Source organism: Gillisella taibaishanensis, assembly GCF_001938985.1.
GTDB classification, from domain to species: domain Bacteria; phylum Pseudomonadota; class Alphaproteobacteria; order Rhizobiales; family Rhizobiaceae; genus Allorhizobium; species Allorhizobium taibaishanense.
Window position 1 is genome coordinate 522,966 of sequence record NZ_MKIN01000022.1, and the last position, 23,658, is coordinate 546,623.

Annotated in this window: 17 protein-coding genes and 1 pseudogene; 8 read left to right on the plus strand and 10 right to left on the minus strand. The window is 59.6% G+C overall.

Annotated elements, in window-relative coordinates; translation table 11 throughout:
• Window positions 1-57: 57 nt before the first annotated feature.
• On the minus strand, window positions 58-1,713 hold the full coding sequence (locus BJF91_RS13585) for a hypothetical protein (protein ID WP_075615024.1): 1,656 nt from the start codon (window positions 1,711-1,713) through the stop codon (window positions 58-60).
• A 305-nt stretch (window positions 1,714-2,018) separates the two neighbouring features.
• Between BJF91_RS13585 and BJF91_RS24790 the strand changes: the two genes are divergently transcribed.
• Window positions 2,019-2,306, plus strand: a complete 288-nt coding sequence (locus tag BJF91_RS24790) for a hypothetical protein (RefSeq protein ID WP_139310694.1) — start codon at window positions 2,019-2,021, stop codon at window positions 2,304-2,306.
• 171 nt (window positions 2,307-2,477) lie between these two features.
• On the opposite strand, the gene rpoD is transcribed toward BJF91_RS24790, so the two are convergent.
• The 3 genes from rpoD to dnaG form a co-directional block, all read right to left on the minus strand.
• Window positions 2,478-4,523, minus strand: a complete 2,046-nt coding sequence (rpoD, locus tag BJF91_RS13595) for an RNA polymerase sigma factor RpoD (RefSeq protein ID WP_075615026.1) — start codon at window positions 4,521-4,523, stop codon at window positions 2,478-2,480.
• Between the two features lie 239 nt (window positions 4,524-4,762).
• Window positions 4,763-4,921: a hypothetical protein gene (locus tag BJF91_RS25030; RefSeq protein WP_162843869.1), complete on the minus strand. Its 159-nt coding sequence runs from the start codon at window positions 4,919-4,921 to the stop codon at window positions 4,763-4,765.
• A 478-nt stretch (window positions 4,922-5,399) separates the two neighbouring features.
• Complete coding sequence (dnaG, locus tag BJF91_RS13600; protein WP_075615635.1) at window positions 5,400-7,457, minus strand: DNA primase; 2,058 nt, start codon at window positions 7,455-7,457, stop codon at window positions 5,400-5,402.
• Between the two features lie 433 nt (window positions 7,458-7,890).
• On the opposite strand from dnaG, the gene BJF91_RS13605 reads away from it, so the two are divergent.
• The 3 genes and pseudogenes from BJF91_RS13605 to BJF91_RS25575 all read left to right on the plus strand — a co-directional run.
• Window positions 7,891-8,379: a biotin transporter BioY gene (locus tag BJF91_RS13605; protein WP_267890157.1), complete on the plus strand. Its 489-nt coding sequence runs from the start codon at window positions 7,891-7,893 to the stop codon at window positions 8,377-8,379.
• The gene (gene bioB / locus BJF91_RS13610; protein ID WP_083943304.1) at window positions 8,376-9,398 is read left to right on the plus strand and encodes a biotin synthase BioB; all 1,023 of its coding nucleotides are present in this window, start codon (window positions 8,376-8,378) and stop codon (window positions 9,396-9,398) included. The genes BJF91_RS13605 and bioB overlap by 4 nt, the downstream gene beginning before the upstream one ends.
• Before the next feature lie 3 nt (window positions 9,399-9,401).
• Window positions 9,402-9,492 (plus strand): annotated as a pseudogene (locus BJF91_RS25575) (class I SAM-dependent methyltransferase); the annotation flags it as partial.
• 125 nt (window positions 9,493-9,617) lie between these two features.
• Here BJF91_RS25575 and BJF91_RS13615 read toward each other — a convergent pair.
• Window positions 9,618-10,073: a GatB/YqeY domain-containing protein gene (locus tag BJF91_RS13615; RefSeq protein ID WP_075615028.1), complete on the minus strand. Its 456-nt coding sequence runs from the start codon at window positions 10,071-10,073 to the stop codon at window positions 9,618-9,620.
• Window positions 10,074-10,415: 342 nt separating this feature from the next.
• Here BJF91_RS13615 and carA point away from each other — a divergent pair, with 342 nt between their 5' ends.
• Window positions 10,416-11,666, plus strand: coding sequence for a glutamine-hydrolyzing carbamoyl-phosphate synthase small subunit (carA, locus tag BJF91_RS13620; protein WP_075615029.1), 1,251 nt, complete (start codon window positions 10,416-10,418; stop codon window positions 11,664-11,666).
• A gap of 87 nt (window positions 11,667-11,753) precedes the next feature.
• Here the strand turns inward: carA and BJF91_RS13625 are convergent, their stop codons facing one another.
• The 3 genes from BJF91_RS13625 to BJF91_RS13635 form a co-directional block, all read right to left on the minus strand.
• Window positions 11,754-12,389 (minus strand): VC0807 family protein, encoded by a 636-nt coding sequence (locus BJF91_RS13625; protein ID WP_075615030.1) that lies wholly within the window; start codon window positions 12,387-12,389, stop codon window positions 11,754-11,756.
• Window positions 12,390-12,585: 196 nt separating this feature from the next.
• Window positions 12,586-13,980 (minus strand): MATE family efflux transporter, encoded by a 1,395-nt coding sequence (locus BJF91_RS13630; protein ID WP_075615636.1) that lies wholly within the window; start codon window positions 13,978-13,980, stop codon window positions 12,586-12,588.
• Between the two features lie 292 nt (window positions 13,981-14,272).
• Window positions 14,273-15,172 (minus strand): LysR family transcriptional regulator, encoded by a 900-nt coding sequence (locus tag BJF91_RS13635; protein ID WP_075615031.1) that lies wholly within the window; start codon window positions 15,170-15,172, stop codon window positions 14,273-14,275.
• A 101-nt stretch (window positions 15,173-15,273) separates the two neighbouring features.
• Between BJF91_RS13635 and BJF91_RS13640 the strand changes: the two genes are divergently transcribed.
• Window positions 15,274-16,263 (plus strand): aldo/keto reductase, encoded by a 990-nt coding sequence (locus tag BJF91_RS13640; protein ID WP_075615032.1) that lies wholly within the window; start codon window positions 15,274-15,276, stop codon window positions 16,261-16,263.
• Window positions 16,264-16,310: 47 nt separating this feature from the next.
• Here the strand turns inward: BJF91_RS13640 and BJF91_RS13645 are convergent, their stop codons facing one another.
• On the minus strand, window positions 16,311-16,988 hold the full coding sequence (locus tag BJF91_RS13645) for a glutathione S-transferase family protein (RefSeq protein WP_075615033.1): 678 nt from the start codon (window positions 16,986-16,988) through the stop codon (window positions 16,311-16,313).
• A gap of 345 nt (window positions 16,989-17,333) precedes the next feature.
• Window positions 17,334-18,047 (minus strand): DUF1868 domain-containing protein, encoded by a 714-nt coding sequence (locus BJF91_RS13650; RefSeq protein ID WP_075615034.1) that lies wholly within the window; start codon window positions 18,045-18,047, stop codon window positions 17,334-17,336.
• A 323-nt stretch (window positions 18,048-18,370) separates the two neighbouring features.
• Between BJF91_RS13650 and carB the strand changes: the two genes are divergently transcribed.
• Together carB and BJF91_RS13660 are read left to right on the plus strand one after the other, a co-directional pair.
• On the plus strand, window positions 18,371-21,853 hold the full coding sequence (gene carB, locus BJF91_RS13655) for a carbamoyl-phosphate synthase large subunit (protein WP_075615035.1): 3,483 nt from the start codon (window positions 18,371-18,373) through the stop codon (window positions 21,851-21,853).
• Between the two features lie 181 nt (window positions 21,854-22,034).
• Window positions 22,035-23,273, plus strand: coding sequence for a DUF2235 domain-containing protein (locus BJF91_RS13660; RefSeq protein WP_075615637.1), 1,239 nt, complete (start codon window positions 22,035-22,037; stop codon window positions 23,271-23,273).
• Window positions 23,274-23,658 lie beyond the last annotated feature (385 nt).

A 23,658-nucleotide genomic window follows, 5' to 3' on the forward strand; every position in this document is an offset into this window, starting at 1 on the left:
CTGTAGCCCACCAGAAAGTAAGGGAAATTCGCATTATTTTCAAGGTCTTTGCGGCAATCAATCCGATTTAAAAACCTGCTGCGTAATATAAAATGCCCATTGGACGTAAGCGAGCATTTCGGGAGAACTAGCAAAGAACACCAGTAGAGGGGATGCGAAATTATAGATGAAGGAAATTGCAGCTTTTAAAGATGGAAATCCAGATGCTGCGCTCACACCTTCAACGGCATCCTTAAATCCATAAAATACCGCCCAGCGTATGACAACTCTGACCGCATTTCGAACGAGCAAATAAGCAGCATAACCAACGCGTCCGGACGCCCAACCAAACTCCTGCACATAATTATTGACCGACCGATGCACCGCCCGCGTATCGTCATGCACCAAATCCGCGTTGGATGCCAATTCTGCGATCAGCGGATTACCGCTTTCCTCAAGGCCACGAGTTGTTTCGGTATCAAGCGCAAAGCGATCAGCGCGATCGACAAGATCACGCCCCTCCTCAAAGCCCATGATAAAAGCGCCATGCTGGCGGATCACGCTTTGTAAAAGCCCATCCACTTCCGGCTCAAGCGGCTCGGCAAGCGTTCGGTTCCGATTTTGCTCGCGAAACGATTGGGCAAAGCCGGCAAGACTGCTACCGACAGACCAGACCCCGGTAACGTCCAGTTCCGCTAGGGACGTATCCAGCAAGGTGCCGTATTCTCGGATGGAAAATGCCAGATTGGGGTGGCTGTTATCGATGCGATCAGCAGCATTGACCAGACGCTCCACATCACGCTGCAACCGCTCGAAGAGACGCAACTGAGGAGTAATCTCATCCTCCAAAGGTGCGCTTGCTACAATACTGAGTTTGCCGTCGATAATGTCATATTGCGGACCGGGGCCGGGCTCTGGTTCGGGAGGCTGTCGGGGCAATAATGTCAATCGCTCGAAAATGTCTTTCATCACGACTTCAGGATTGCGATCCCAAAATTCGTTACCTTCCTGACCAAGTCCGGTCACAACATTTTCAAATATGCCTCTCAAGTTTTCGAAGGGAAGCATTCCGCTTTTAACATGTGAATACCAATCCCAAATAGGTGTCCATTCCACTCCAAGGGAAGAAATGTCTTTCCAGAATGCAGCGTCAGCTTGCTTTACCTTTTCTGGAACTTCGCCACCCGGCCAAAGCGGTGACTGCAAGAGAGAATATGCACCAGCGTTCGCTATAATTGACAAATCATGCCGGACGAGATGCCAAACAATCGGGCGCTCTCCAACGGCGTAAATAGTACCAATTAAAACTCTTTTTGCTTGGTGAATAGAATCAATGTTGAGACGGTAAGTTGCTGAAGCTGCTGCTCTCGCCGACACTCGAGCACTGTCGATGAGAGTTAAAGCTGCTGTGTGAACTGATGCATTATGTGCTGCAACGTCCGAACTATCAGCAGCCACTGCGGCTGCGTCGATATTCAATTGAAGGTCGGCAATTTCATTGCGGTAGCGCAGATCCGCCCAACACAAAAAGAGCGCTCGAAAAGCCGAGACTCTTAATCGGCCAGCCAAATGAATGTCATTTCTCAAAAAAGCAGCTTGAGCCAAGAATGGCATAATCCTTAACGCCGACCGAAACGCTATAACCTGCGCCTCCTCAACAGGCCGCGTCCTCAGATAAGCCTCAAGCTTATCAACGTTATCAATCTCATCAATCGTCGGCGCGCGATCTGCCATAACACCCCTGCCCTCGGCCTCTCCGCACCATGCACAACCGGACCTTGCTCAACAAGGGGAAGTTGGGGAGCCTATAAAGCCGTACTAATCTTTCCACCGGCAATATTTAAAGTCCGCAACTGGACTGGAATACCTACCTTTCCGCCCATTCCCTAAAATTGTTCTGTTCTATATCAATCTTTCCTCATCTCCACCCGTCATAGTCGCAGCATGCCGACAGACGCCGGCAGATGGCGGGGCGATGGTTGTCCTGCCTGTTACCGGTTGCGCGCATGAGGCGACGGGGACCGGTTCAGGAGAGTTTGATGGCATCCATTTCCGCGATCAGTGCAGCCTTCGCCTCGGCCGCGACAGCACCGCCGCAACCGGCGGCAAAGCAGCAGGCGCCGGATGATACACCCCCGCCCCCACAACCGAAGCCGACGGTGCAGACCGCGTCGGCGGCCAATGTGCCCTCGTCGATTGCCGCCATGTCGGTCAGCGACAACAGCGCCAGCAATGGCAACAGCAATTCGACTTCGGCGCAAGCGGCGTCCAACGCCTATGCCAGCAGTACCAGCGAGAGCACGGCGACGGATTCGATTACGCTTTGATGGAAAGCTGTGGCCTGGTGAGCGGAAGTCATTGCCGCAGGCGGCGCACACGCGCCCCGCATGCATCCGCCAAAAAGCCGCCTATCAGGACGTGGCCGCAAAGCCTTGCCAATAGCAACAAAAAACCCGGCGTTTCCGCCGGGTTTTTCGTATGTCGCGTGAGCCGTAAACTCAGCTATCGAGGAAGCTGCGCAGTTTGCGCGAGCGGCTCGGGTGCTTGAGCTTGCGAAGCGCCTTGGCTTCGATCTGGCGAATACGTTCGCGGGTAACCGAGAATTGCTGGCCGACTTCTTCCAGCGTATGGTCGGTGTTCATGCCGATGCCGAAGCGCATGCGCAGCACGCGCTCTTCGCGCGGCGTGAGCGATGCCAAAACACGAGTCGTGGTTTCGCGCAGGTTGGCCTGGATGGCAGCATCGATTGGCAGAAGCGCGTTCTTGTCCTCGATGAAATCGCCCAGATGCGAATCTTCCTCGTCACCCACGGGGGTCTCGAGCGAGATGGGCTCCTTGGCGATTTTCAGCACCTTGCGCACTTTTTCAAGCGGCATGGCCAGCTTCTCGGCCAGTTCTTCCGGCGTCGGTTCGCGGCCGATCTCGTGCAGCATCTGGCGCGAGGTGCGCACGATCTTGTTGATCGTTTCGATCATGTGCACGGGAATACGGATCGTGCGGGCCTGGTCGGCGATCGAGCGGGTGATCGCCTGCCGGATCCACCATGTTGCATAGGTGGAGAACTTGTAGCCGCGCCGATATTCGAACTTATCGACCGCCTTCATCAACCCGATATTGCCTTCCTGAATCAAATCCAGGAACTGCAGACCACGGTTGGTGTATTTCTTGGCGATGGAGATGACGAGACGCAGGTTGGCCTCGACCATTTCCTTCTTGGCGATGCGGGCTTCGCGCTCGCCCTTCTGCACCATGGAAACGATACGACGGAATTCGGCGATGGAAATGCCGGTTTCGGTCGCGAGATTCTGGATTTCCTGACGGATTTCCCGGATCGTGTTGTTTTCCTCGCGGGCGAAATCCTTCCAGCCGCGGGCAGACAGGTTGGCAACCGACTTCATCCAGTTCGGATCGAGTTCGGCACCCTGATACTGTTCGAGGAAGCTGTCGCGCTTGACGCCATAGCTTTCGGCAAGGCGCAGCAGCCGGCCTTCGTTCTGCATCAACCGCTTGGAAATGTCGTAGAGCTGCTCGACAAGGCTGTCGATACGGTTCTGGTTCAGCGACAGCGACTTGACGGCCGTGATCAGCTGATCCTTCAATTCCTTATAGCGACGCTCCTGGCCGGACGACAGCGTGCCGGCACAGGCGAGACGCGCCTCCACCTGCTGATCCTGCAGCTTGCGCAGCTTCTTATAGGTATCGGCGATCAGGTCGAGGGTTTCCATGACCTGCGGCCGCAGCTCGGCTTCCATGGCGGCGAGCGAGAGGTTGGATTCGTCCTCGTCCTCCTCCTCTTCTTCCGGCATGGGCATGTCGCCGCCGACATTGGTGATGTCGTCTTCGCTGACACGCGTGCGGCGGGTCTTTTCCTTTTCCTCGGCAGCCTTGCGGTCGGCCTCGATCTTCTCTGGGCTCTGGAACTGCGGTGCAGCCTTGGCTTCCGGACCGGAATAGGTGGTTTCGAGATCGATGATCTCGCGCAGCAGCGTCGTGCCTTCGTTCAATTCGTCGCGCCAGATGATCAGCGCCTGGAAGGTAAGCGGGCTCTCACAGAGACCGGCAATCATCGTTTCGCGGCCGGCCTCGATGCGCTTGGCGATGGCAATTTCGCCCTCGCGCGACAGCAGCTCCACCGAACCCATTTCGCGCAGATACATGCGCACCGGGTCGTCGGTGCGGTCGGTCGGCTCTTTTTTCTTGGTGGTGGCAACGGCGGTGCCGCCGGTCGGCGCAAGTTCACCGCCTTCGCTATCGGCCTCGTCGTCGCTGTCGGAATCCTCGGCTGCCGGATCTTCGGCGTCCTCGTCCTCAACGACATTGATGCCCATGTCGGAAAGCATGGCCATAGTGTCTTCGATCTGCTCCGAGGTAACTTCCTCGGACGGCAGAACCGAATTCAGCTCATCCATGGTGACGTAGCCGCGCTTTTTAGCGGCCTTGATCATCTTTTTGACCGCGTCATCCGAAAGATCGAGAAGCGGACCGTCCGTCGCGCCGTCGCGCTCGTTCTCGGCTTCTTCGTTTTCCTTGACCTTGGTTGCCATCTATCTCGTCGCTTTCCCTGACGCTTTAATTTCCGCAGTGCCGGCGCCCGCCAGCTAGAACAGGAACCCAGTTTACGGGCCTCGTCCTGACCGCTTACCAACACTGGTTTGACCTACAGCATGTCCCGCATCGACCTTATGCGGGAAAAAGTCTGTAAAACCTTAACCTTCCATCTTCCGCAAAAGCCGGCAGCACTTTCTGCCGACCAGATGCAAACGATGGGTTTCGATGCTCGACATCATCTCAATCCGGCAATCCCTTGATGTGGGCCGGCCAAGGCCGGGTTCAATGGGAAGACGAAGATTGATCGCTCCATCTCTTCGCTTTGACGCGCTCCCTCAAGGGAAATCGCTAAATATTTCTCCTGGAAAAGCTCTAATTCCAGATCGATCACCATGGTTCCCGCAGATTGCGGCTCAACTACACAAACAGGCGACGAAGCCCGCCAGCATGGAACCGGCGCCACTTGCGTCACCTTCATTGTCTCAGTTGACCGTGATTCCCACAATTTATCGATACGTCAAGCCTTTTAAAGCGATTCTGCCTGTTGATATCGCGAAAAACCCATTCCCAACTCGCTTTAAGCTCCCTACTTCAACGTTCTACATTAGTCGAGCGTTCGAAGGCTATTTTGGCTCCAGTATCACGCCACTGCCGCGATTGCGGGCATGCCGTTCGTTTCGCAACAGAGCCTGAACTTCTCTCCGGTTCCGATTGAACCAGACAAACTTTCGCTTTTCCTGTTTTTGTTCGTCTTTCGGGAAAACCGGTTTCCGCTTCTCCCCGACAAACTCCAGTTGCAGTAAATTTAGGCAGTCGCATGGCCGTTACAAGAGGTCAGGTCGGTATCTGCCATAACAAAGCTTGCGAAACCGTTATGAATTGTGACCGTAAGCCGGCCCCTTCACCCGCCCTGACATGACGCCGAAGCCATCGATAATCGCCTCCTGGTTTTCCATCCGTACGATTTCGAGCTGAACCTCGCGCAGCATGCCCATGGCACTGTCATGCCGCTCGGCATCGCCGGCCTCGACGGCCTCGGCCATTTCCCGCTCCAACTCCGCCTTCTGGCGGCGCAGCGCTTTGGCCCGCTTATAAAGCGACAGCGCCTGCACATAGCATTCCCGGGCATCCTCAAGTGCTGCCACCGTGGTTGCGGTCCAGAGCCGCGCATTGCGAATCTGTTGGTCGAGCGCCTTGATCAAGCCATCGAAACCGCCAGTCGCCAGCCGCTGCTCAAGCTCTTCGCGAGTCAATTGCGCTCCGGTCTCGGCCACCGCCGTCAGCACCGCCGGCCACAGGCGCTGCAGATCACGGCTATCGAAATCGATGCAGGAAATCTCGTCATAATCCTCCTGCAGCAATTGCGGATGATTGACGATGGTCAACGCCAGCACGGTTTCGCGCAGTGTCGGCTGGTCATGGTTGCGGCTGATCATGCCCGAGCGCGCCAGCCGGTCTGACACCGCCATGGCCGCACCCGCCTGCCCATTGGTGCGCTGGCCGCCACCGCGCCCGCCTGCCCCGCTACCAAAACGGTTGCTCCCAGAGCGTTGGTCGGCAAAACCGCCGCCACCGCCTTCGAAATTGCCACGCCCTGATCGACCGTTGCCTTGGCCTTGGCCCGAACTCCGGCCCCGGCCTTGGAAGAACCCATAGAGCCGGTCGCGGACATTCTGCTGATAGTGGCGACGCACATTCTCATCGGCAATGCCATTGACGATCTGTTTCAGCCGCGCCTCAAGCTCGGCCCGCTGCTCCGGCGTATCGAACCGGCCCTGACCGGTCTCGCGCAGCCAGACCATTTCATCAAGTGAGCGGGCCTCGCCCAGCACCCGGTCAAAGGGCGCACGTCCGTCCTGCTTGACGAGATCATCAGGATCCTTCCCGTCGGGCAACATGGCAAAGCGCACGCTGCGGCCCGGCTTCAGATGCGGCAAAGCGAGATCGACAGCGCGAAACGCCGCCCGCTGGCCGGCACCGTCGCCATCGAAACACAGCACCGGCTGGGGCACGATCTTCCACATCAGATCCAGCTGGTTTTCCGTCAAAGCGGTGCCGAGCGGGGCCACGGCGTTGTCGATGCCGGCCTGGTGCAGCGCGATCACATCCATATAGCCTTCGACGGCAATGATGGTCGTCGCTCCATCCGCTCCCTGTAGTGCGCGGCGGGCGCGCGAGAAATTGTAGAGCACGCTACCCTTGTGAAACAGCTCGGTCTCGTTGGAATTCAGATATTTGGCCGGCGCATCCGGGGACATGGCGCGGCCGCCAAAGGCAATCACCTTGTCGCGCGACGACAGAATCGGAAACATGATCCGGTCCCGGAACCGGTCGTAAGAAACCGGAATATCAGGCCCATGCACGACAAGGCCGCAGGCCTCGATCTGGTCCTTCGGCACGCCTTTGCCGGCCAGATGCTCCTTCAATGCGTTGCGGCTTTCAGGCGCATAGCCAAGACGGAAAGTCTCGATGGTGCGACCCGACAGGCCGCGCTCGCGCAGGTAAGCCCGCGCCTTCGCGCCCTGGGCCGATTGCAGCTGATCCTGAAAGAACAGCGTCGCCAGTTCCATGACGTCCTGCAAGCCGGTGCGGGCCCGGTCACGCTCAACCTCGCGCGCGTCGACTTTCGGCATGGCGATGCCGGCCATGTCGGCGATCCGCTCGACCGCTTCGGGAAAGCTCAAGCCTTCGAGATCGGTGAGAAAGCGGAAATGGTCGCCCGAGACACCGCAGCCGAAACAATGATAGCGACCCTTGCGATCCTCACAGTGGAAACTTGGGCTTTTTTCGCCGTGGAATGGGCAGCAGGCCCAGTAATCGCCGCGCGCCACATTGGTTTTCTTGCGATCCCACGGCACGCGCGCGCCAATCACGGCCGAAATCGGCACGCGGTCGCGAATCTCGTCGAGGAAGTCGTTTGAAAAGCGCATGAGCCAACCTTGGAGTGATCGTCCCATATAGGCGCTTGGCAGCGTGAGCGCCATGGCTTTCATCGGCTGTGCCCGCTATCCACACCATGGCTCAAGCCCTTGAGGCACACGTGGCGCGTCGGTTCCAATGTCAGAAACGAGCGCAAGAACCCGCGCGATTCTTTGCAGCCTTGGCATTTTTAGCGAGGCTACCCCACCCTCTCAAGCGCTGGGCTTTGCCCACAGCACACCGCCCCTCCGACACGATGCCCCGTCAAAAGCACGAGGCCCCGTTGACAAGCCGTAAGTAGGCTGTAATTTTATCGATAATATTGACGTACCCAATACAAAATGGACATATCTCATGCAAAATTCATCTTTAGATTCTTCAAAGCTTTATGGAGCCGCTTATTTTATCGATAAAATAGCCATTCTAGCCGTTGGTACCCTGCTCATGGCATTGGCTGCCAAAATACAGATTCCCTTCTGGCCAGTGCCGATGACCCTGCACACATTTGCAGTGATGAGCTTTTCGCTGTTGTTCGGGCCGCGGATGGGCCTTGCCATCCTGTCCGCTTATCTGGCGGCGGGCGCCTTTGGCGCGCCGGTGTTTTCCGGTTCGCCGGAACGCGGTATCGGCCTTGCCTATATGGCAGGTCCGACCGGCGGCTATCTTGCCGGTTACTGGATCGCCGCCTGGGTGGCCGGTGCGCTTGGCTACGGTCGCGGACTGCTGATGCGCTTTGGCGCCAGCCTGGTTGCGCTTGCGGTTGTCTATGCACTGGGCCTCGTCTGGCTTGCGGCGTTCGTGCCCGCCAAGGCTCTGCTGGCGGCCGGGTTCTGGCCGTTTCTGGCAGGCGACCTGATCAAATGCCTGCTTGCAGCCCTTGTCGCCGGCGTCTGGCCGCTGAAAGCCAAGGCCCGTCCGGAGGCATCGCTATGAACCGGCCACAGCCCACGATCCGCCACGACTGGAGCACCGACGAAATCCTCGCGCTTCACAATCTGCCGCTGCTGGAACTGGTCGGCCACGCCAACGCCGTCCATAGCCGCCACCATGACCGCAACGCGGTGCAGAAAGCGAGCCTGCTGTCGATCAAGACCGGCGGCTGCCCGGAAGATTGCGCCTATTGTCCGCAATCGGCCCATCACCGCGAGGTCAAGCTGACCCGCGACAAGCTAATGGACCCGGCTGGCGTGCTGGCGCTGGCCAAGCGGGCGCGCGACGCTGGCGCCGAGCGCTTTTGCATGGGGGCCGCCTGGCGCCAGGTGCGCGACGGTCGTGAGTTCGACGCCGTGCTGACCATGGTGCGGGGCGTGCGCGCTCTCGGCATGGAGGCCTGCGTAACGCTCGGCATGCTAAAGCAGCACCACGCGGCACAATTGGCCGAAGCCGGCTTGACGGCCTATAACCACAATCTCGACACCAGCCCGGAATTCTACGGTGAGATCATCACCACCCGCACCTATGCCGACCGGCTGGAAACGCTGGCCATCGTGCGCTCTTTCGGAATCGACCTCTGCTGCGGCGGCATTATCGGCATGGGCGAAAGCCGGCGCGACCGCGCCTCGATGCTCCAGGTTCTCGCCACCATGGCGCCGCATCCCGAAAGCGTACCGATCAACGCTCTGGTTCCGGTCGAAGGCACGCCGCTTGCAGACCGCCCTCGGATAGACCCGCTGGACCTGGTGCGCATGGTCGCCACCGCCCGCATCGTCATGCCGGCGTCGACGGTGCGCCTATCGGCCGGCCGCTCGGCGCTCAACCGCGAGGCCCAGATCCTCTGCCTGCTCGCCGGCGCCAATTCGGTCTTTTATGGTGACACTCTGCTGACCACCCCCAATGCCGGCATTGGCGAGGACGGGGCTCTGTTTGCAGCGCTGGCGCCGCTGACGGAAAGCGACGAGCACGACCCGCTGCGGCAACCATCCTCAGAGCTTGTGACCGCTGCTGCGTCTTGATGTCCGGCTCACCTGCGGGTCACCGATCCCGAGGATCTTTTTCTCGCCCTGACGTCGTTCCCACCAGGCGATAGCGCAAGCGAGACGGAATTGTCTGCTCTGCGCGCCGAGATCACCAAAGCTTTCGACGCCGAAGGTGGTGTGCTCGATATGGAAAAGCAGTTCGGCCTGTTCATCAGTACCAAGGTGGGCTGACGAACAGGCCGGACACTAAGCTTCTTACTTCGTCAGCAATTCCTTCACCGCGCCCGACGCCTTGGCGAAATCCATCTGGCCGGCATAGCGCTCCTTCAGGGCGGCCATGACCTTGCCCATATCGCGCACGCCTTCGGCATTGAGTTCGGCAATGATGCCGGTAATGGCTTCGCGCACCTTGGCTTCGTCCATCTGCTCGGGCATGAAGCCCTTGATGATCTGCGCTTCCTCGCGCTCCTGAGCGGCAAGCTCAGGCCGGGCATTCTCTTCGTAGATCTTGGACGATTCGTCGCGCTGCTTGACCAGCTTGGCCATCAGCTGCAGGATATCGTCATCGCTGGCCTCGCCCTTGCCTTCGCCGCGATTGGCAATGTCGCGATCCTTGATCGCCGATTGCACGAGGCGAATGGTCGACAGCCGACGGCTATCCTTGGCTTTCATCGCTTCCTTGAGAGCGGTCGTCAGGTCCTCGCGTAGCATAATATGTCTCCTTCATTCTGAAGCGGTCTCGCGCGTGCGGCTTTCGACGCGCGACCGATGTCTGGCGTGGTGATACTCTTACCAGCCAATCCGCGCAATCGGCCACGCAATCCAGCCATGCAATCCAGGCGCAATCGAAGACGGCAAGGGAAAACGCCTCTTTTACAGCAGGAACAATTGACCCGGCCGACGCTTCTCGTCTATGTACCATCGCCTGCACAGACATCGACATCAGGTTTCCGCACGCGCATGACAATGCAGCGTCACGACACTTGGCACACATTCAAGGCCATGCGCCGCCGGTTTTAAAAGCCGGGGCAAGCGGCTGGAAAAGGAACGGACATGACCGCAACATCCGTATCAACCCAAAGCTCTTCGGCCCCTGGCGCTTCGGCAACCGCTCCCTGGACGACCAGCAAGCCCACAGCCCTGCTGGTTCTGGCCGATGGAACTGTCATCGAGGGCCAGGGCGTCGGCGCGACTGGCGATGTGCAGGCGGAAGTTTGCTTCAACACCGCGCTGACCGGCTACGAGGAGATCCTCACCGACCCCTCCTATCTCGGCCAGATCGTCACCTTCACCTTCCCCCATATCGGCAATGTCGGCACCAATGAGGAAGATATCGAAGACCTGACGCCCGCCGCCCGCCACGGCGCCGTCGGCGTAATCTTCAAGGCCGATATCTCCGAGCCGTCGAATTACCGCGCTGCCAAGCATCTCGATGACTGGTTGAAGGCCCGCGGCATCATTGGTCTGGCCGGCGTCGACACCCGCGCGCTTACCGCATGGATCCGCGAAAACGGCGCGCCCAATGCGGTGATTGCCCATGACCCGAACGGCAATTTCGACGTCGAGGCGCTCAAGGAAAAGGCCAAGGCCTGGAGCGGGCTTGTCGGCCTCGATCTCGCCAAGGTGGCCTCGTCTGGCCAGTCCTCCGTCTGGAACGAAAAGCCATGGGTGTGGAACGAAGGCTTTGCGGAGCTCGCCGAGAAGGACGCCTCCTATCACGTCGTCTGCGTCGATTTCGGCGTCAAGCGCAACATCCTGCGCCTGTTTACTGGCCTCAGCTGCAAGGTCACGGTCGTGCCGGCCACGACCAGTGCCGAAGACATTCTAGCGCTTAAGCCCGATGGCATCTTCCTGTCCAACGGTCCCGGCGACCCGGCTGCGACCGGCACCTATGCCGTGCCTGTCATTCAGGACCTGATCAAGACCGAGATCCCGCTGTTCGGCATCTGCCTCGGCCACCAGATGCTCGGGCTGGCCCTTGGCGCCAAGACCGAGAAGATGCATCAGGGCCACCACGGCGCCAACCATCCGGTCAAGGATTTCACGACAGGCAAGGTGGAAATCGTTTCGATGAACCACGGCTTCGCGGTGGATTCGAAGTCTCTGCCTGAAGGCGTTGAAGAGACTCACATTTCCCTGTTCGACAACACCAATTGCGGCCTGCGCGTCACTGGCAAGCCGGTCTTTTCCGTGCAGCATCACCCCGAGGCATCGCCAGGCCCGCAGGACAGCCACTACCTCTTCCGCCGCTTCATCAACATGGTGCGCGAGAAGAAGGGCGAGCCTGCACTGGCCGAGCGCTGAGACTTTATCATAAATTCAAAAAACCAAGGCCGGACAATCACTTGTCCGGCCCTTTCGATTCAATTTATGCAGTGGTTCGAAAATTAGTTAAACAGCATTTGATGGGCTAATCTCATTAGCACCTGATGGCATCGAAGCCTGCGATTGCGCCCTGGCTGTCATCCGCCGACCGTAGCGGTAGCTCCAGGCCGTCAGCAGCGTAAAGCAGCCGATCCACATGACCTCGCTCACCGGCAGAAACACGGCAATGGGCAGAAGCGGAATAAGGAGAAGGCGGAGCCCGGCTTCCAGAACCAGTCCCGCAAACCAGACGAAGGTGATGAGGCGCATGATCCGCCGATAGGCAGGCAACGTCTGCCACCGTGTCTCGGCATGCTCGCGCTCTTCCGGAGCGGCACTGGCGAGGTAGAAAACAAGCGGGCGCGGCGCCAGAAGAGACGCGCCGAAAACCAGACCGATAATCCCCGTGATCAGCGATCCCTTGGCAAGCGCCATAGCAGGGCTCTGGAAATAAAGACTGCCGATGACAGAAGCGAAATTGGCTGCAAGTGTAATCACGCCGATGACCTGCAGGCGCTTTTCACGCCAAGCAGCGACAATGATCGAAACGATGGGAAACAGCGAGCCAGCGACGAGGGCCATGACCATATCGACCCCGTAGGCGGTGAGCACGAGATAAGCCAAATAAGGCAGCACCGCACTGACCACGATATCCTTCAGCATGTGTCTTCTCCCGCTGTCATGATGAGGTCTATCGTAAAGCAGGACCAAGGCCGGTAACAAGATACCTATATTTTCCGGACAGGGACAACACATTGGTCGCGCAGACCGAAACGTTCCGTCTCTGTCGGTTCGGCCGGCGTATGCGTCCGATCATCAAGAACAGCTGCCGTTTTCCATCGGTCCTGCCCAGACGGGTTTATGCCGCCGCCAGCATTTCCCGCTTGAGCAGCCGATAGAAACGGTAGCCGAGCAGGCTTGCGGCACAGGTGAGACCGATCAGGAAGCCTATCCAGACGCCGATACCGCCGAGCCCAAGCGGGAAGCCCAGCACCCAGGCGAGCAGGAAGCCGACCGGCCAATAGGAAATCAGTGCCAGAATCATCGGCACGCGCGCATCCTTCAGGCCACGCAGCAGACCGCCGGCCACGGCCTGCATGCCATCGACCAATTGGAAAATGCCGGCGATGACCACCAGCGGCGCGGCGTAATCCAGCACGGCAGCGGCATCGCCGCGGTTGCGGTCGAGGAAAAGGCCGGAGAGTTCATTGGACAGGAAGAAGAACATCAACCCGCCACACAGCGAAATCGTCGCGGCAACGCAGACCACGGCCATCGAAGCCCGTGCCACGTTGATGACATCGCCACGCCCATGGGCAACGCCGACCCGCACCGTCGCTGCCTGCGCCAGGCCGAGCGGGATCATGAAAGCGATGGAGGCAAGCTGCAGCGCTATACCGTGGGCGGCAAGCTCGATCGTGCCGATGCTGCCCATCAGCAGCGAGGCCGCCGTAAACAGCCCGGCTTCGGCCAGAACCGTGACGCCGATCGGCAGGCCAAGCTGGATGACATCGCGCAGCGCATCCCAATCAGGCCGCCAGAAACGCACGAACAGCTCGTATTTGCGGGTCGTGGCGTTGAATTGCAGGAAGAGCGCCATCACCAGCAGGCTGAACCAGTTGACGGTGACCGCAACCCAGGCGGCCCCCAGCACGCCAAAGGCCGGCAGGCCGTAATGGCCGAGCACCACGCCATAGGCAAGGCCGGCATTGAGCAGCAGTGTGGCGATGGTGATGTAGAGCACCACCTGCGCCTTGCCGATGGCGCTGACCAGCGCCCGCATCACCGCAAACATCAGCGCCGCCGGCAGGCTCAGCCACATGATGCGGATATAGCTCGAGGCGAGATCGACCACATGCGGCACCTGGCCCAGCGCCAGCAGCACGTCGCGGGAATAGTGAAAGAGCGGCCACATCAACAGGCTGAAGGCCAGCGATACCCAGAGCCCCATGCGGATCGAGCGTCGCGCCAGCCGCACATCGCCCTTGCCATAGGCATTGGCAACCATGGGCATCACGGCAATGGCAAAGCCTGAACCGAAGATGAAGACGGTGAAAAAGAACTGCCCGGCCAGCACTAAGGCCGCCAGCGATTCGGCGCCAAGACGCCCGACGATGACAACATCAGTCGTATGAATTGCCAATTGCGCCAGCTGCGCTCCGACCAGGGGAATGCCAAGCGCCAAGGTTGCGCGAAAATGGCTGAGCCAACCGGAAACCGGCGCCTGGGTGGACGTTGAAGATGCAGCGGTCATGACGAATTCCAAAAAGAAAAAAAGCCGCTTCCAGTCGGACTGGTGAGCGGCGGGCTCCTGCATGCTTTCTGAACCGGAATCGATTTAGGAGAAAATCATGCAGCAGATTTAAAACATTGCAGCGACATGTTTTTCATGAGGCTCGCGGTGCTGTACCGTCTGGTTACGTCAAAGCTATGACGGATTCAAGACACGGGGCCATGCTTCATAAAAAGTCACGCTCCCATCAGCATGTTTGATGGATCGCAGATCTACGAGAACGGACCAGGATTCCAAATCGAACGAAGCCGGATCATCGTGCGCCGAGTTGGCGGACATGATCTATGAAGACCCGAAGTGGGACCGGCATCTGCCGACGGCTGTGATAATAAAGGAAAGGACCGGAAAACTCGTCCTCCCAATCGGTCAGCACGCGCACCAGCCGGCCAGCCGCAATGTCGTCGGCGACGAAATCCTCGAACGTGCGCATCAGACCAAGCCCCGCCCGCACCGCAGCCAGTTCGAGATCGACGGTTTCAGCAATCAACCGCGGCGGAGGAGTGACGTTGATCGTCTGGCCGCCTCGCTCGAACCGCCACTCATTGACGAGGCCTGCTGCAAATCGGTGCAGGACCGAATGATGGTCGACAAGCGCGCCTGGGTCTGCAGGCATGCCATGGCGCGCCAGATAATCGAGTGAGGCGACGCAGACATAGCGTTGCCGACGCGGTCCGATCGGCACGGCGATCATGTCGCGATGCAGCGACTCCTCATAGCGTATACCGGCGTCGAACCCTTCGGCGAGCACATCGATCAGTGCATCGTTGACGCTGACTTCCACGACGATATCGGGATAGGCCTGGAGGAAGCCGTTGACGATTTCAGGCAGCACGCAACGGGCGACTATGCCGGGCACATTCAGCCGCAGCCGCCCGAAGGGCCGTTCGCGAAACTGGTTGATGTCGTCAAGCGCAAGTTCGATCTCCGACAGTGTCGGACTCAATCGCTCCAAAAGCCGCGCCCCGGCGTCGGTCAGCGTCACGCTGCGGGTGGTGCGGTTGAGGAGCCGCACGCCGACCCGCGCCTCCAGCCGCCGCATCGCTTCGCTGAGAGAAGAGGCGGAGACGCCGCGCAACTTTCCCGCCGCCCGGAAATTCTTCAGGCGGGCAATGGTGGCGAAGGCATCGAGATCGGCCAGAGGAAGATCAGGCATTGTGCGGTTTTCCAAACAACCCATACAGATTTGCCCCAGTTATCGCACAAAGAAAAACAGCGTAAAACCCTCTTCGAACCGACTGACAAAGGAGATTGGACATGCAAACCGTAAAACTTGGAAAGACTGGATCACAGACATCGCGCATCGGCCTTGGCTGCATGGGCATGTCGGGCATGTATGGCCCGGCGGACCGCACGGAAAGCATCGCCACCCTGCACGCCGCCATCGATGCCGGGGTGACGCTGATCGATACCGGCGATTTTTACGGCATGGGCCACAATGAGATGCTGATTGGTGAAGGGCTGAAGGAGGGTCTGCGCGACAAGGTGCAGATCAGCGTCAAATTCGGGGCCCAGCGCGACCCGGCTGGCAACTGGCTTGGCTATGACGCCAGCCCTTCGGCGGTGAAGACGGCGCTGGCCTACACGCTGCAGCGGCTCGGCACCGACCATATCGACATTTACCGCCCTGCCCGGCTCGACCCAAATGTGCCGATCGAAGAGACGATCGGTGCCATCGCCGACATGGTCAAGGCTGGCTATGTCAAACACATCGGCCTTTCGGAAGTCGGAGCAGAAACCATTCGCCGCGCCGCTGCCGTGCATCCTATCGTCGATCTGCAGATTGAATATTCGCTGATCTCGCGCGGTATTGAAGACGCCATCCTGCCGACCTGCCGCGAACTCGGCATCGGCGTCACCGCTTACGGTGTGCTGTCGCGCGGGTTGATCAGCGGTCACTGGACCGCGCCGACTGCACCGACGGATTTCCGCGCCCACTCGCCGCGGTTTCAGGGCGATAATGCGCAGCGCAACCTTGCTTTGGTCGAGGCGCTGACCGCGGTCGCCAAGGCCAAGGGCATGACCACGGCGCAAGCCGCCATCGCCTGGGTTCTGGCCAAGGGCGAGGATATCGTACCGCTGATCGGCGCCCGCCGCCGGGAGCGCCTGGCAGAATCGCTGGGCGCGCTGGATCTCTCACTGTCGCCTAACGATATCGAGGCGCTGGAACAGGCCGTGCCGAAGGGTGCCGCTGCCGGCAGCCGCTATGCAGAAGGGCAGATGGCCCACCTCGACAGCGAGAAATGATACCAAAGCGAGGGGCGGATCGAGCCGCCTCCTCGCTCAACGGTTTTTCAGGTCTTCGAGAAGCGATAGGCTCCGCGCTCCAGGGCGCGCTGATAGGCGGGTCTGGAGCGGATCTTCTCGATATATTCGCGCAGCACGCTGATATCGCCGGTGTCGCCCGGCACCGACAGGGCAGCTTCGACTGGAAAGCTCATGGCGATATCGGCTGCCGTGAAATCATTGCCGGCGAAATAGCCTGTTCGCTTCAACTCGGCCTGCCAGAAGGCCAGATGTTCGCGGATCTGTGGATCGGCAAAAGAGGCGCTGATGCCATCGCAGATCCGCCGGGCCAGGCCACGCAGCAGGAACGGCGCCTGCTTATGGACCCTGGAAAATATCAGCTTGATGAAGAGGATCGGCATCGCTGACCCCTCGGCATAATAGGACCAGTAGCGATAGCGCTCGAAGGCCTCGCTCTGCGGCGACGGCCGCAGCGCTGGCGCTTTCTCAGTGCTGCCATAGGTATCGATGAGATATTCGATGATCGCGCCGCTCTCGGCGATGATCCGGCCCCGATCCTCGATAACAGGCGATTTGCCGAGCGGATGCACCGCCTTCAGCGCCTCGGGAGCGCGCATGTCGGGAAGACGCTTGTAGGTCTTCATGTCATAGGGAACACCCAGCTCTTCCAGCAACCACAGGATGCGATGCGCCCTTGAATGTTCGAGGTAATGGACGGTGATCATACGCATGTCTCCTGCCTGAATATATGTTTCAATTCAGATAGGCCGGAGCCACCAGCCCGCCAAGGGTCAGGACAGAAGGCCTTCGAAAGGTCGAAAACTGACAAACAGGAGACTGCAGGCAAACGAAAAAAAAGGCGAAAGACAAACATCAATAAAAGCCTAGCATGAAACGATTGAGAGACGGGCCTCATGGCCGGTCGTGGCATAATGTCCACGCAACCACGTTGCGCGCCGAAGCGGGGCAAGTCGACCGCTAAAACCGCAAGGCAGGCAGCTTGATACAGCAGGTCGCACGCCGTGATTGCGCCTGCTTTGTGGGTAACGGGGCGGCGCGACGCGCCCGCTTCAGGCGAGAACGACCAGCTCTTCGAAGTGCTTCATGTCCTCAAAAGCGCAGAACGCCGGGGGATTGAGGTCGACATGGTCGAAGCGAGCCGCAAATTCTTCCCTTGCCTGCGTCAGCATCGTCTGCCAGGCGAAAAGCGCGTCAAGCGAAAACGGCCGCACCATATAGGCGAAGGTTACGTGGAATTCATAGGTCTCGTGATCGGGGTGGCGATAGCCGAACAGATCGGCCAGCCGATCGCGCCACTCAGCCATAGCGCGACGGTCGGCCTCGGTTACCGGCACCAGCCGCAGCCCGGTTGGGCGGATCGTTGACACCGTGACCTTGAAATCGGGACCGGCACGAAAGTGCGCCAGCCGCTGTGCCAGGATTTCGGTCATGTCATCGATCGGCACATCGAATGGCAAGTCATGAGGCCAGAAAGGCGCACTGCGGCGATGTTCGATGATCCCCTGGAACAACGTCATATGCAGGCTTGAGGCAGGCGTGATCGCAAGATGATCAGCCTCCGGCATCTGCCGATAACGCTCCTGCATGCCGACGATCGCCGCCCGGCTGTCGCTGCCCTCGGTCAGATGGCAAACCACGGTATTACCGGGCTCCGGCAGGAAATGCCCCTTGTCGTCGAAGCGCGTGCCAATATGGCGCGACGGACCAGCGCCGTCTGCGGCCGAGAAGGCAATAAGGTCGGTTGAAAGCGCGGTCTGCGACATGCCGTTAGTCCCCTGAATCACGTGCGGTTCTGAATGACGACTGATCCTGCGCCACCTGCCTTAAGGCATGCCCTATGATATGGCTGCGAAGGCCATGTGACAGGCCGGTTCTGTGCCGCGTCGCCGCCCTATCAATCATGGGTTTCAGGAAGAGCTGCAACAGGCCTCAGGAATCCAGAGAAAAAGCGAAATCGGGGGTTCCGCTCGCCGCCACAATTCCCTATAAGCCGCTTCTAGCCTGAAATGACCATGATCTGCGCCCGGCCGGTGATGCCCTTCACCCTGGCCGGTTTTTCGCGCAGGTGAAGAGATCGGATAGAGACATGCCAAAGCGCCAAGACATTAAATCCATCCTCATCATCGGCGCAGGGCCGATCGTCATCGGTCAGGCATGCGAATTCGATTATTCCGGCACCCAGGCCTGTAAGGCGCTGAAGGAGGAAGGCTACCGGGTCATCCTCGTCAACTCCAACCCGGCAACGATCATGACCGATCCGGGTCTGGCCGATGCGACTTATGTCGAGCCGATCACGCCTGAGGTGGTCGCCAAGATCATCGCCAAGGAACGGCCAGATGCGCTGCTGCCGACCATGGGCGGCCAGACGGCACTCAACACCGCGCTTTCGCTGAAGCGCATGGGCGTGCTCGACCGCTACAATGTGGAAATGATCGGCGCCAAGCCGGCCGCCATCGACATGGCCGAAGACCGGGCGCTGTTTCGCGAGGCGATGGGCCGCATCGGGCTCGAAACCCCGAAATCCATGCTGGCCAATGCCACCGAAATCAAGGACGCCGACCGCAAGACCCATGAAGCGGCCCGCAACGAGCTGAAGGCCAAGCTGTCGGGCGATGCGCTGGACAAGGCACTGGACGAGCTGGAAAACCAGTGGAACCTCGGCGAAACCGACCGTAAGCAGCGCTACATGAGCCATGCCATGGCCGTTGCCGCGCAGGCGCTCGACGTCGTCGGCCTGCCCGCCATCATCCGCCCGTCCTTCACCATGGGCGGCACCGGCGGCGGCATTGCCTATAACCGCTCGGAATTCTTCGAGATCATCGGTTCCGGTCTCGACGCCTCCCCGACCACCGAAGTGCTGATCGAAGAATCGGTGCTGGGCTGGAAGGAATATGAAATGGAAGTGGTCCGCGACAAGGCGGACAACTGCATCATCATCTGCTCCATCGAAAATATCGATCCGATGGGCGTCCACACCGGCGACAGCATCACCGTTGCCCCGGCGCTGACGCTGACGGACAAGGAATACCAGATGATGCGCAACGCCTCGATCGCGGTTCTGCGCGAGATCGGCGTTGAGACCGGTGGCTCCAACGTCCAGTTCGCCGTCAATCCCAAGGACGGCCGCCTGGTCGTCATCGAAATGAACCCGCGCGTGTCGCGCTCTTCCGCCCTGGCATCGAAGGCAACCGGCTTCCCGATCGCCAAGGTCGCCGCCAAGCTTGCCGTCGGTTATACGCTTGACGAGCTGGACAACGACATCACCGGCGGCGCGACGCCCGCATCGTTCGAGCCTTCGATCGACTATGTCGTCACCAAGATCCCGCGCTTTGCCTTCGAAAAATTCCCCGGCGCCGAGCCGACGCTGACGACCGCCATGAAGTCTGTCGGCGAAGTCATGGCCATCGGCCGCACTTTTGCGGAGAGCTTGCAAAAGGCGCTGCGCGGCCTTGAAACCGGCCTCACCGGTCTCGACGAAATCGAAATCCCGGGCCTCGGTCAGGGCGACGACAAGAACGCCATCCGCGCCGCCATCGGTACACCCACGCCAGACCGGCTGCGCATGGTCGCCCAGGCGCTGCGCCTTGGCATGTCGGAAGCCGAAGTGCATGAAGGCTGCAAGATCGACCCCTGGTTCATCGCCCAGCTGAAGTCGATCACCGATCTGGAAGCCCGTATCCGCGAGCATGGCCTGCCGACGGACGCCGAAAACCTGCGCATGTTGAAGGCCAAGGGCTTTTCCGACGCTCGCCTCGCCAGCCTGTCAGGCAAGCGCCCGAAGGAAGTGGCTGAGCTGCGCAACGGCCTGAACGTGCGCCCGGTCTTCAAGCGCATCGATACCTGCGCTGCCGAATTCGCGTCGCCAACGGCTTACATGTATTCCACCTATGAGACGCCTTTTGTCGGCCAGCTGCGCTCCGAAGCCGAAGTCTCCGACCGCAAGAAAGTCGTCATCCTCGGCGGCGGTCCGAACCGGATCGGTCAGGGCATCGAGTTCGACTATTGCTGCTGCCATGCCGCCTTCGCCCTGAAGGATGCCGGGTTCGAAGCGATCATGATCAACTGCAATCCGGAAACCGTGTCCACCGACTACGACACCTCGGACCGCCTCTATTTCGAGCCGCTGACGGCCGAAGACGTAATCGAGATCCTGCGCGCCGAGCAGGAAAAAGGCGAAGTGGTCGGCGTCATCGTCCAGTTTGGCGGCCAGACCCCGCTGAAGCTCGCCGAAGCTTTGGAAAAGAACGGCATCCCGATCCTCGGCACCGCGCCTGATATGATCGACCTTGCGGAAGACCGCGACCGCTTCCAGAAGCTCTTGATGAAGCTGGACCTCAACCAGCCGAACAATGGTATCGCCTATTCGGTCGAGCAGGCCCGGCTTGTTGCGTCGGAAATTGGCTTCCCGCTGGTCGTGCGCCCGTCCTACGTGCTCGGCGGCCGCGCCATGCAGATCATCCACAGCGAAAGCATGCTGCAGAGCTACCTGCTCGACACCGTGCCCGGTCTGGTGCCCGAAGATATCAAGCAGCGCTACCCGAACGACAAGACTGGTCAGATCAACACGCTGCTGGGCAAGAACCCGCTGCTGTTCGATAGCTACCTCACCAACGCTATCGAGGTGGATGTGGACGCGCTTTGCGACGGCGAAAACGTGTTCGTGTCAGGCATCATGGAACACATCGAGGAAGCCGGCATCCACTCCGGCGACTCGGCCTGCTCGCTGCCCTCGCGCTCGCTCAGCACCGAAACGCTGGACGAGTTGGAACGCCAGACGGCGGCCATGGCCAAGGCATTGCATGTCGGCGGCTTGATGAACGTGCAATATGCCATCAAGGACGGCACGATCTACGTTCTCGAAGTCAATCCGCGCGCCTCGCGCACCGTGCCCTTCGTTGCCAAGACCATCGGCGCGCCGATCGCCAAAATCGCTGCCCGTATCATGACCGGCGAGAAGCTCGACGCAGCGATTGCCGCTTATGGCGCGAAGCCCGATCCGCGCAACCTCAAGCACATTGCCGTCAAGGAAGCGGTCTTCCCATTCGCCCGCTTCCCCGGCGTCGACACATTGCTCGGCCCGGAAATGCGCTCGACCGGCGAAGTCATCGGCCTCGACAGCAGCTTTGCGCTGGCCTTCGCCAAGAGCCAGCTCGGTGCCAGCGTCGAACTGCCGCGCGACGGCGCCGTCTTCGTCTCGGTGCGTGACGAGGACAAGGTGCGGGTCCTGCCGGCGATCAAGCTCCTGACCTCGATCGGCTTCAAGGTGCTCGCGACAGGCGGCACCCAGCGGTTCCTGGCCGAACAGGGTATCGAGGCAATCAAGATCAACAAGGTGCTCGAAGGCCGCCCTCATATCGAGGACGCCATCCGCAACCGTCAGGTCCAGCTCGTCATCAACACGACGGATAGCAACAAGGCGATCTCGGATTCGAAATCGCTGCGCCGCGCCGCCCTGATGCAGAAGGTGCCATACTACACGACCATGGCCGGCGCTCTGGCAGCTGCCGAAGCCATCCAGGCGCTGAAGAACGGCCAGCTGGAAGTACGCCCGCTGCAGAGCTACTTCTGATTGGCTGACCGGCTTTCGGGCCGGTCCATAGTCGGCGAATCATCATCGAAGCCCGCGTCTTCCCTTTAGAGACGCGGGCTTTTTCTTTGACGACTGCGCCCTGCTTACCCTTCAATCCCTGTGGATGCCGAGGCATGGCGATAATGCTATGGATGGCCTTTACCGCGACCGAGGGGCTAGCGTGGCAAAGAATATCGTCATCCTGTTTGATGGCACATCGAACGAAATTTCGGCTGATCGCACCAATATGGTCCGGCTGCTCGGTTGCCTGACACGCAGCGAAGACCAATTGGTTTATTACGAGCCCGGCGTCGGCACATTTGGCGCCGAGGATGATTGGCTGCGGCTGGCGCGCAAGACGGCCGAGGTCTGGGGCCTGGCCACCGGCTGGGGCCTCGACCGTAATGTCAAGCGCGCCTATCGGTTTCTGGTCGAAAACTACCGCCATGCCCCGCGCGACGAGGCCGGCAACAAGCTTGGCGAGGATGACCGAATTTATATCCTCGGCTTTAGCCGCGGCGCCTATAGCGCGCGGGTCTTGGCCGGCTTCATCAACAGCCTCGGCATCGTCACTCCAAATTTCATCAATCTCGTCGATTACACCTACCGCACCTACAAGACTATTCCGAAGACCCAGCGGCGCGGAGAGACCGCCGAACATACTCACGCTGCCCCTTCGGCCTTCGCCGCCATGCGCCTCTACGAGCGCACGCTGCGCGCCTATCGCCCGGCCATCGTCTTTCTCGGTCTGTTCGACACCGTCTCCACTGTCATCAACCAGACGCAAAACGGCCTGACCTTCCAGACCTTTCCTTTCACCACGCGCAATCCAAGCGTCGCCGCAGTGCGCCAGGCCCGTGGGATCGACGAGCGGCGCACCATGTTCCGGCCGGTCTATTGGCAGGAGGGCCAGGACTACTGGGGTGGACCGTTCAAGCCGCGCGATCTGCATATGATAAAGCCGCAGGACATCAAGGAGGTCTGGTTTGCCGGTTCCCACGGCGATGTCGGCGGCGGCTATCCGGAGGCCCAAAGTGGAGAGGCCAAGATCCCGCTGGCCTGGATGATTGAGGAAAGCCGGACATTCGGCATGCATTATGACGAGGATGTCGTGCGCGCCGTGGTCTATGGCAAGGACGATACCACCGACCGCGTCAGCCCAAGCGCGCTGGCACCGATCCATGATTCCATGACCTGGGCCTGGCGCATTCTCGAGATCGTCCCTCGCCGGGTGCCGTTCTCCTCCTGGCGCAGCCGACCACCAAAAGGCTGGTACCTGCCGCTCTGTGATCTTCGATACATCCCAAATGGAAGCCTCGTGAATCGATCCGTCATCGAGCGGCTGGGCAGCCCATCCCCCGATGGTCCCTATGCCCCGCCCAATCTACCGGCGAAGGATCATTATCGGGTCGAGCCATAGTTGTCTCTTCAATGAAAGGCTGAACCGGGATGCGACAGACGGTCCGAATTGGGACATCAGCGGCTCCGTCGTTTACAAACCCATATCCTTGATCGATGGTTAATGCTCACGATTGCCGAATCATAGGCTAGAGTCGCGAGCAGGTTCCGGCGATAGACGGCAGAAAAGATGACACCAAGAATGAAATACCTGCTGCTGGCCTTCGCAATCTCGATTGCGATGTGGTTTGTGGCAATTGCCCTTGTTAACGACATCTGGAACCTTATATCCTCCCGGTGAATCGGACAGGCACCGGGAAGCAAGCCCTGGCTGACCGAAAAAACGCTTGAACATGCGGAGATCCGAAATCTCTGGAAATTGAGTGTGACAGTCTGCTATATTGTCA

Bases quoted from the DNA above. Each gene is read 5' to 3' on its own strand.
- BJF91_RS13585 (WP_075615024.1), bottom strand. From the start codon at position 1,713: ATGGCAGATCGCGCGCCGACGATTGATGAGATTGATAACGTTGATAAG.
- BJF91_RS24790 (WP_139310694.1), top strand. From the start codon at position 2,019: ATGGCATCCATTTCCGCGATCAGTGCAGCCTTCGCCTCGGCCGCGACA.
- rpoD (WP_075615026.1), bottom strand. From the start codon at position 4,523: ATGGCAACCAAGGTCAAGGAAAACGAAGAAGCCGAGAACGAGCGCGAC.
- BJF91_RS25030 (WP_162843869.1), bottom strand. From the start codon at position 4,921: ATGGTGATCGATCTGGAATTAGAGCTTTTCCAGGAGAAATATTTAGCG.
- dnaG (WP_075615635.1), bottom strand. From the start codon at position 7,457: ATGCGCTTTTCAAACGACTTCCTCGACGAGATTCGCGACCGCGTGCCG.
- BJF91_RS13605 (WP_267890157.1), top strand. From the start codon at position 7,891: ATGGCATTGGCTGCCAAAATACAGATTCCCTTCTGGCCAGTGCCGATG.
- bioB (WP_083943304.1), top strand. From the start codon at position 8,376: ATGAACCGGCCACAGCCCACGATCCGCCACGACTGGAGCACCGACGAA.
- BJF91_RS13615 (WP_075615028.1), bottom strand. From the start codon at position 10,073: ATGCTACGCGAGGACCTGACGACCGCTCTCAAGGAAGCGATGAAAGCC.
- carA (WP_075615029.1), top strand. From the start codon at position 10,416: ATGACCGCAACATCCGTATCAACCCAAAGCTCTTCGGCCCCTGGCGCT.
- BJF91_RS13625 (WP_075615030.1), bottom strand. From the start codon at position 12,389: ATGCTGAAGGATATCGTGGTCAGTGCGGTGCTGCCTTATTTGGCTTAT.
- BJF91_RS13630 (WP_075615636.1), bottom strand. From the start codon at position 13,980: ATGACCGCTGCATCTTCAACGTCCACCCAGGCGCCGGTTTCCGGTTGG.
- BJF91_RS13635 (WP_075615031.1), bottom strand. From the start codon at position 15,172: ATGCCTGATCTTCCTCTGGCCGATCTCGATGCCTTCGCCACCATTGCC.
- BJF91_RS13640 (WP_075615032.1), top strand. From the start codon at position 15,274: ATGCAAACCGTAAAACTTGGAAAGACTGGATCACAGACATCGCGCATC.
- BJF91_RS13645 (WP_075615033.1), bottom strand. From the start codon at position 16,988: ATGATCACCGTCCATTACCTCGAACATTCAAGGGCGCATCGCATCCTG.
- BJF91_RS13650 (WP_075615034.1), bottom strand. From the start codon at position 18,047: ATGTCGCAGACCGCGCTTTCAACCGACCTTATTGCCTTCTCGGCCGCA.
- carB (WP_075615035.1), top strand. From the start codon at position 18,371: ATGCCAAAGCGCCAAGACATTAAATCCATCCTCATCATCGGCGCAGGG.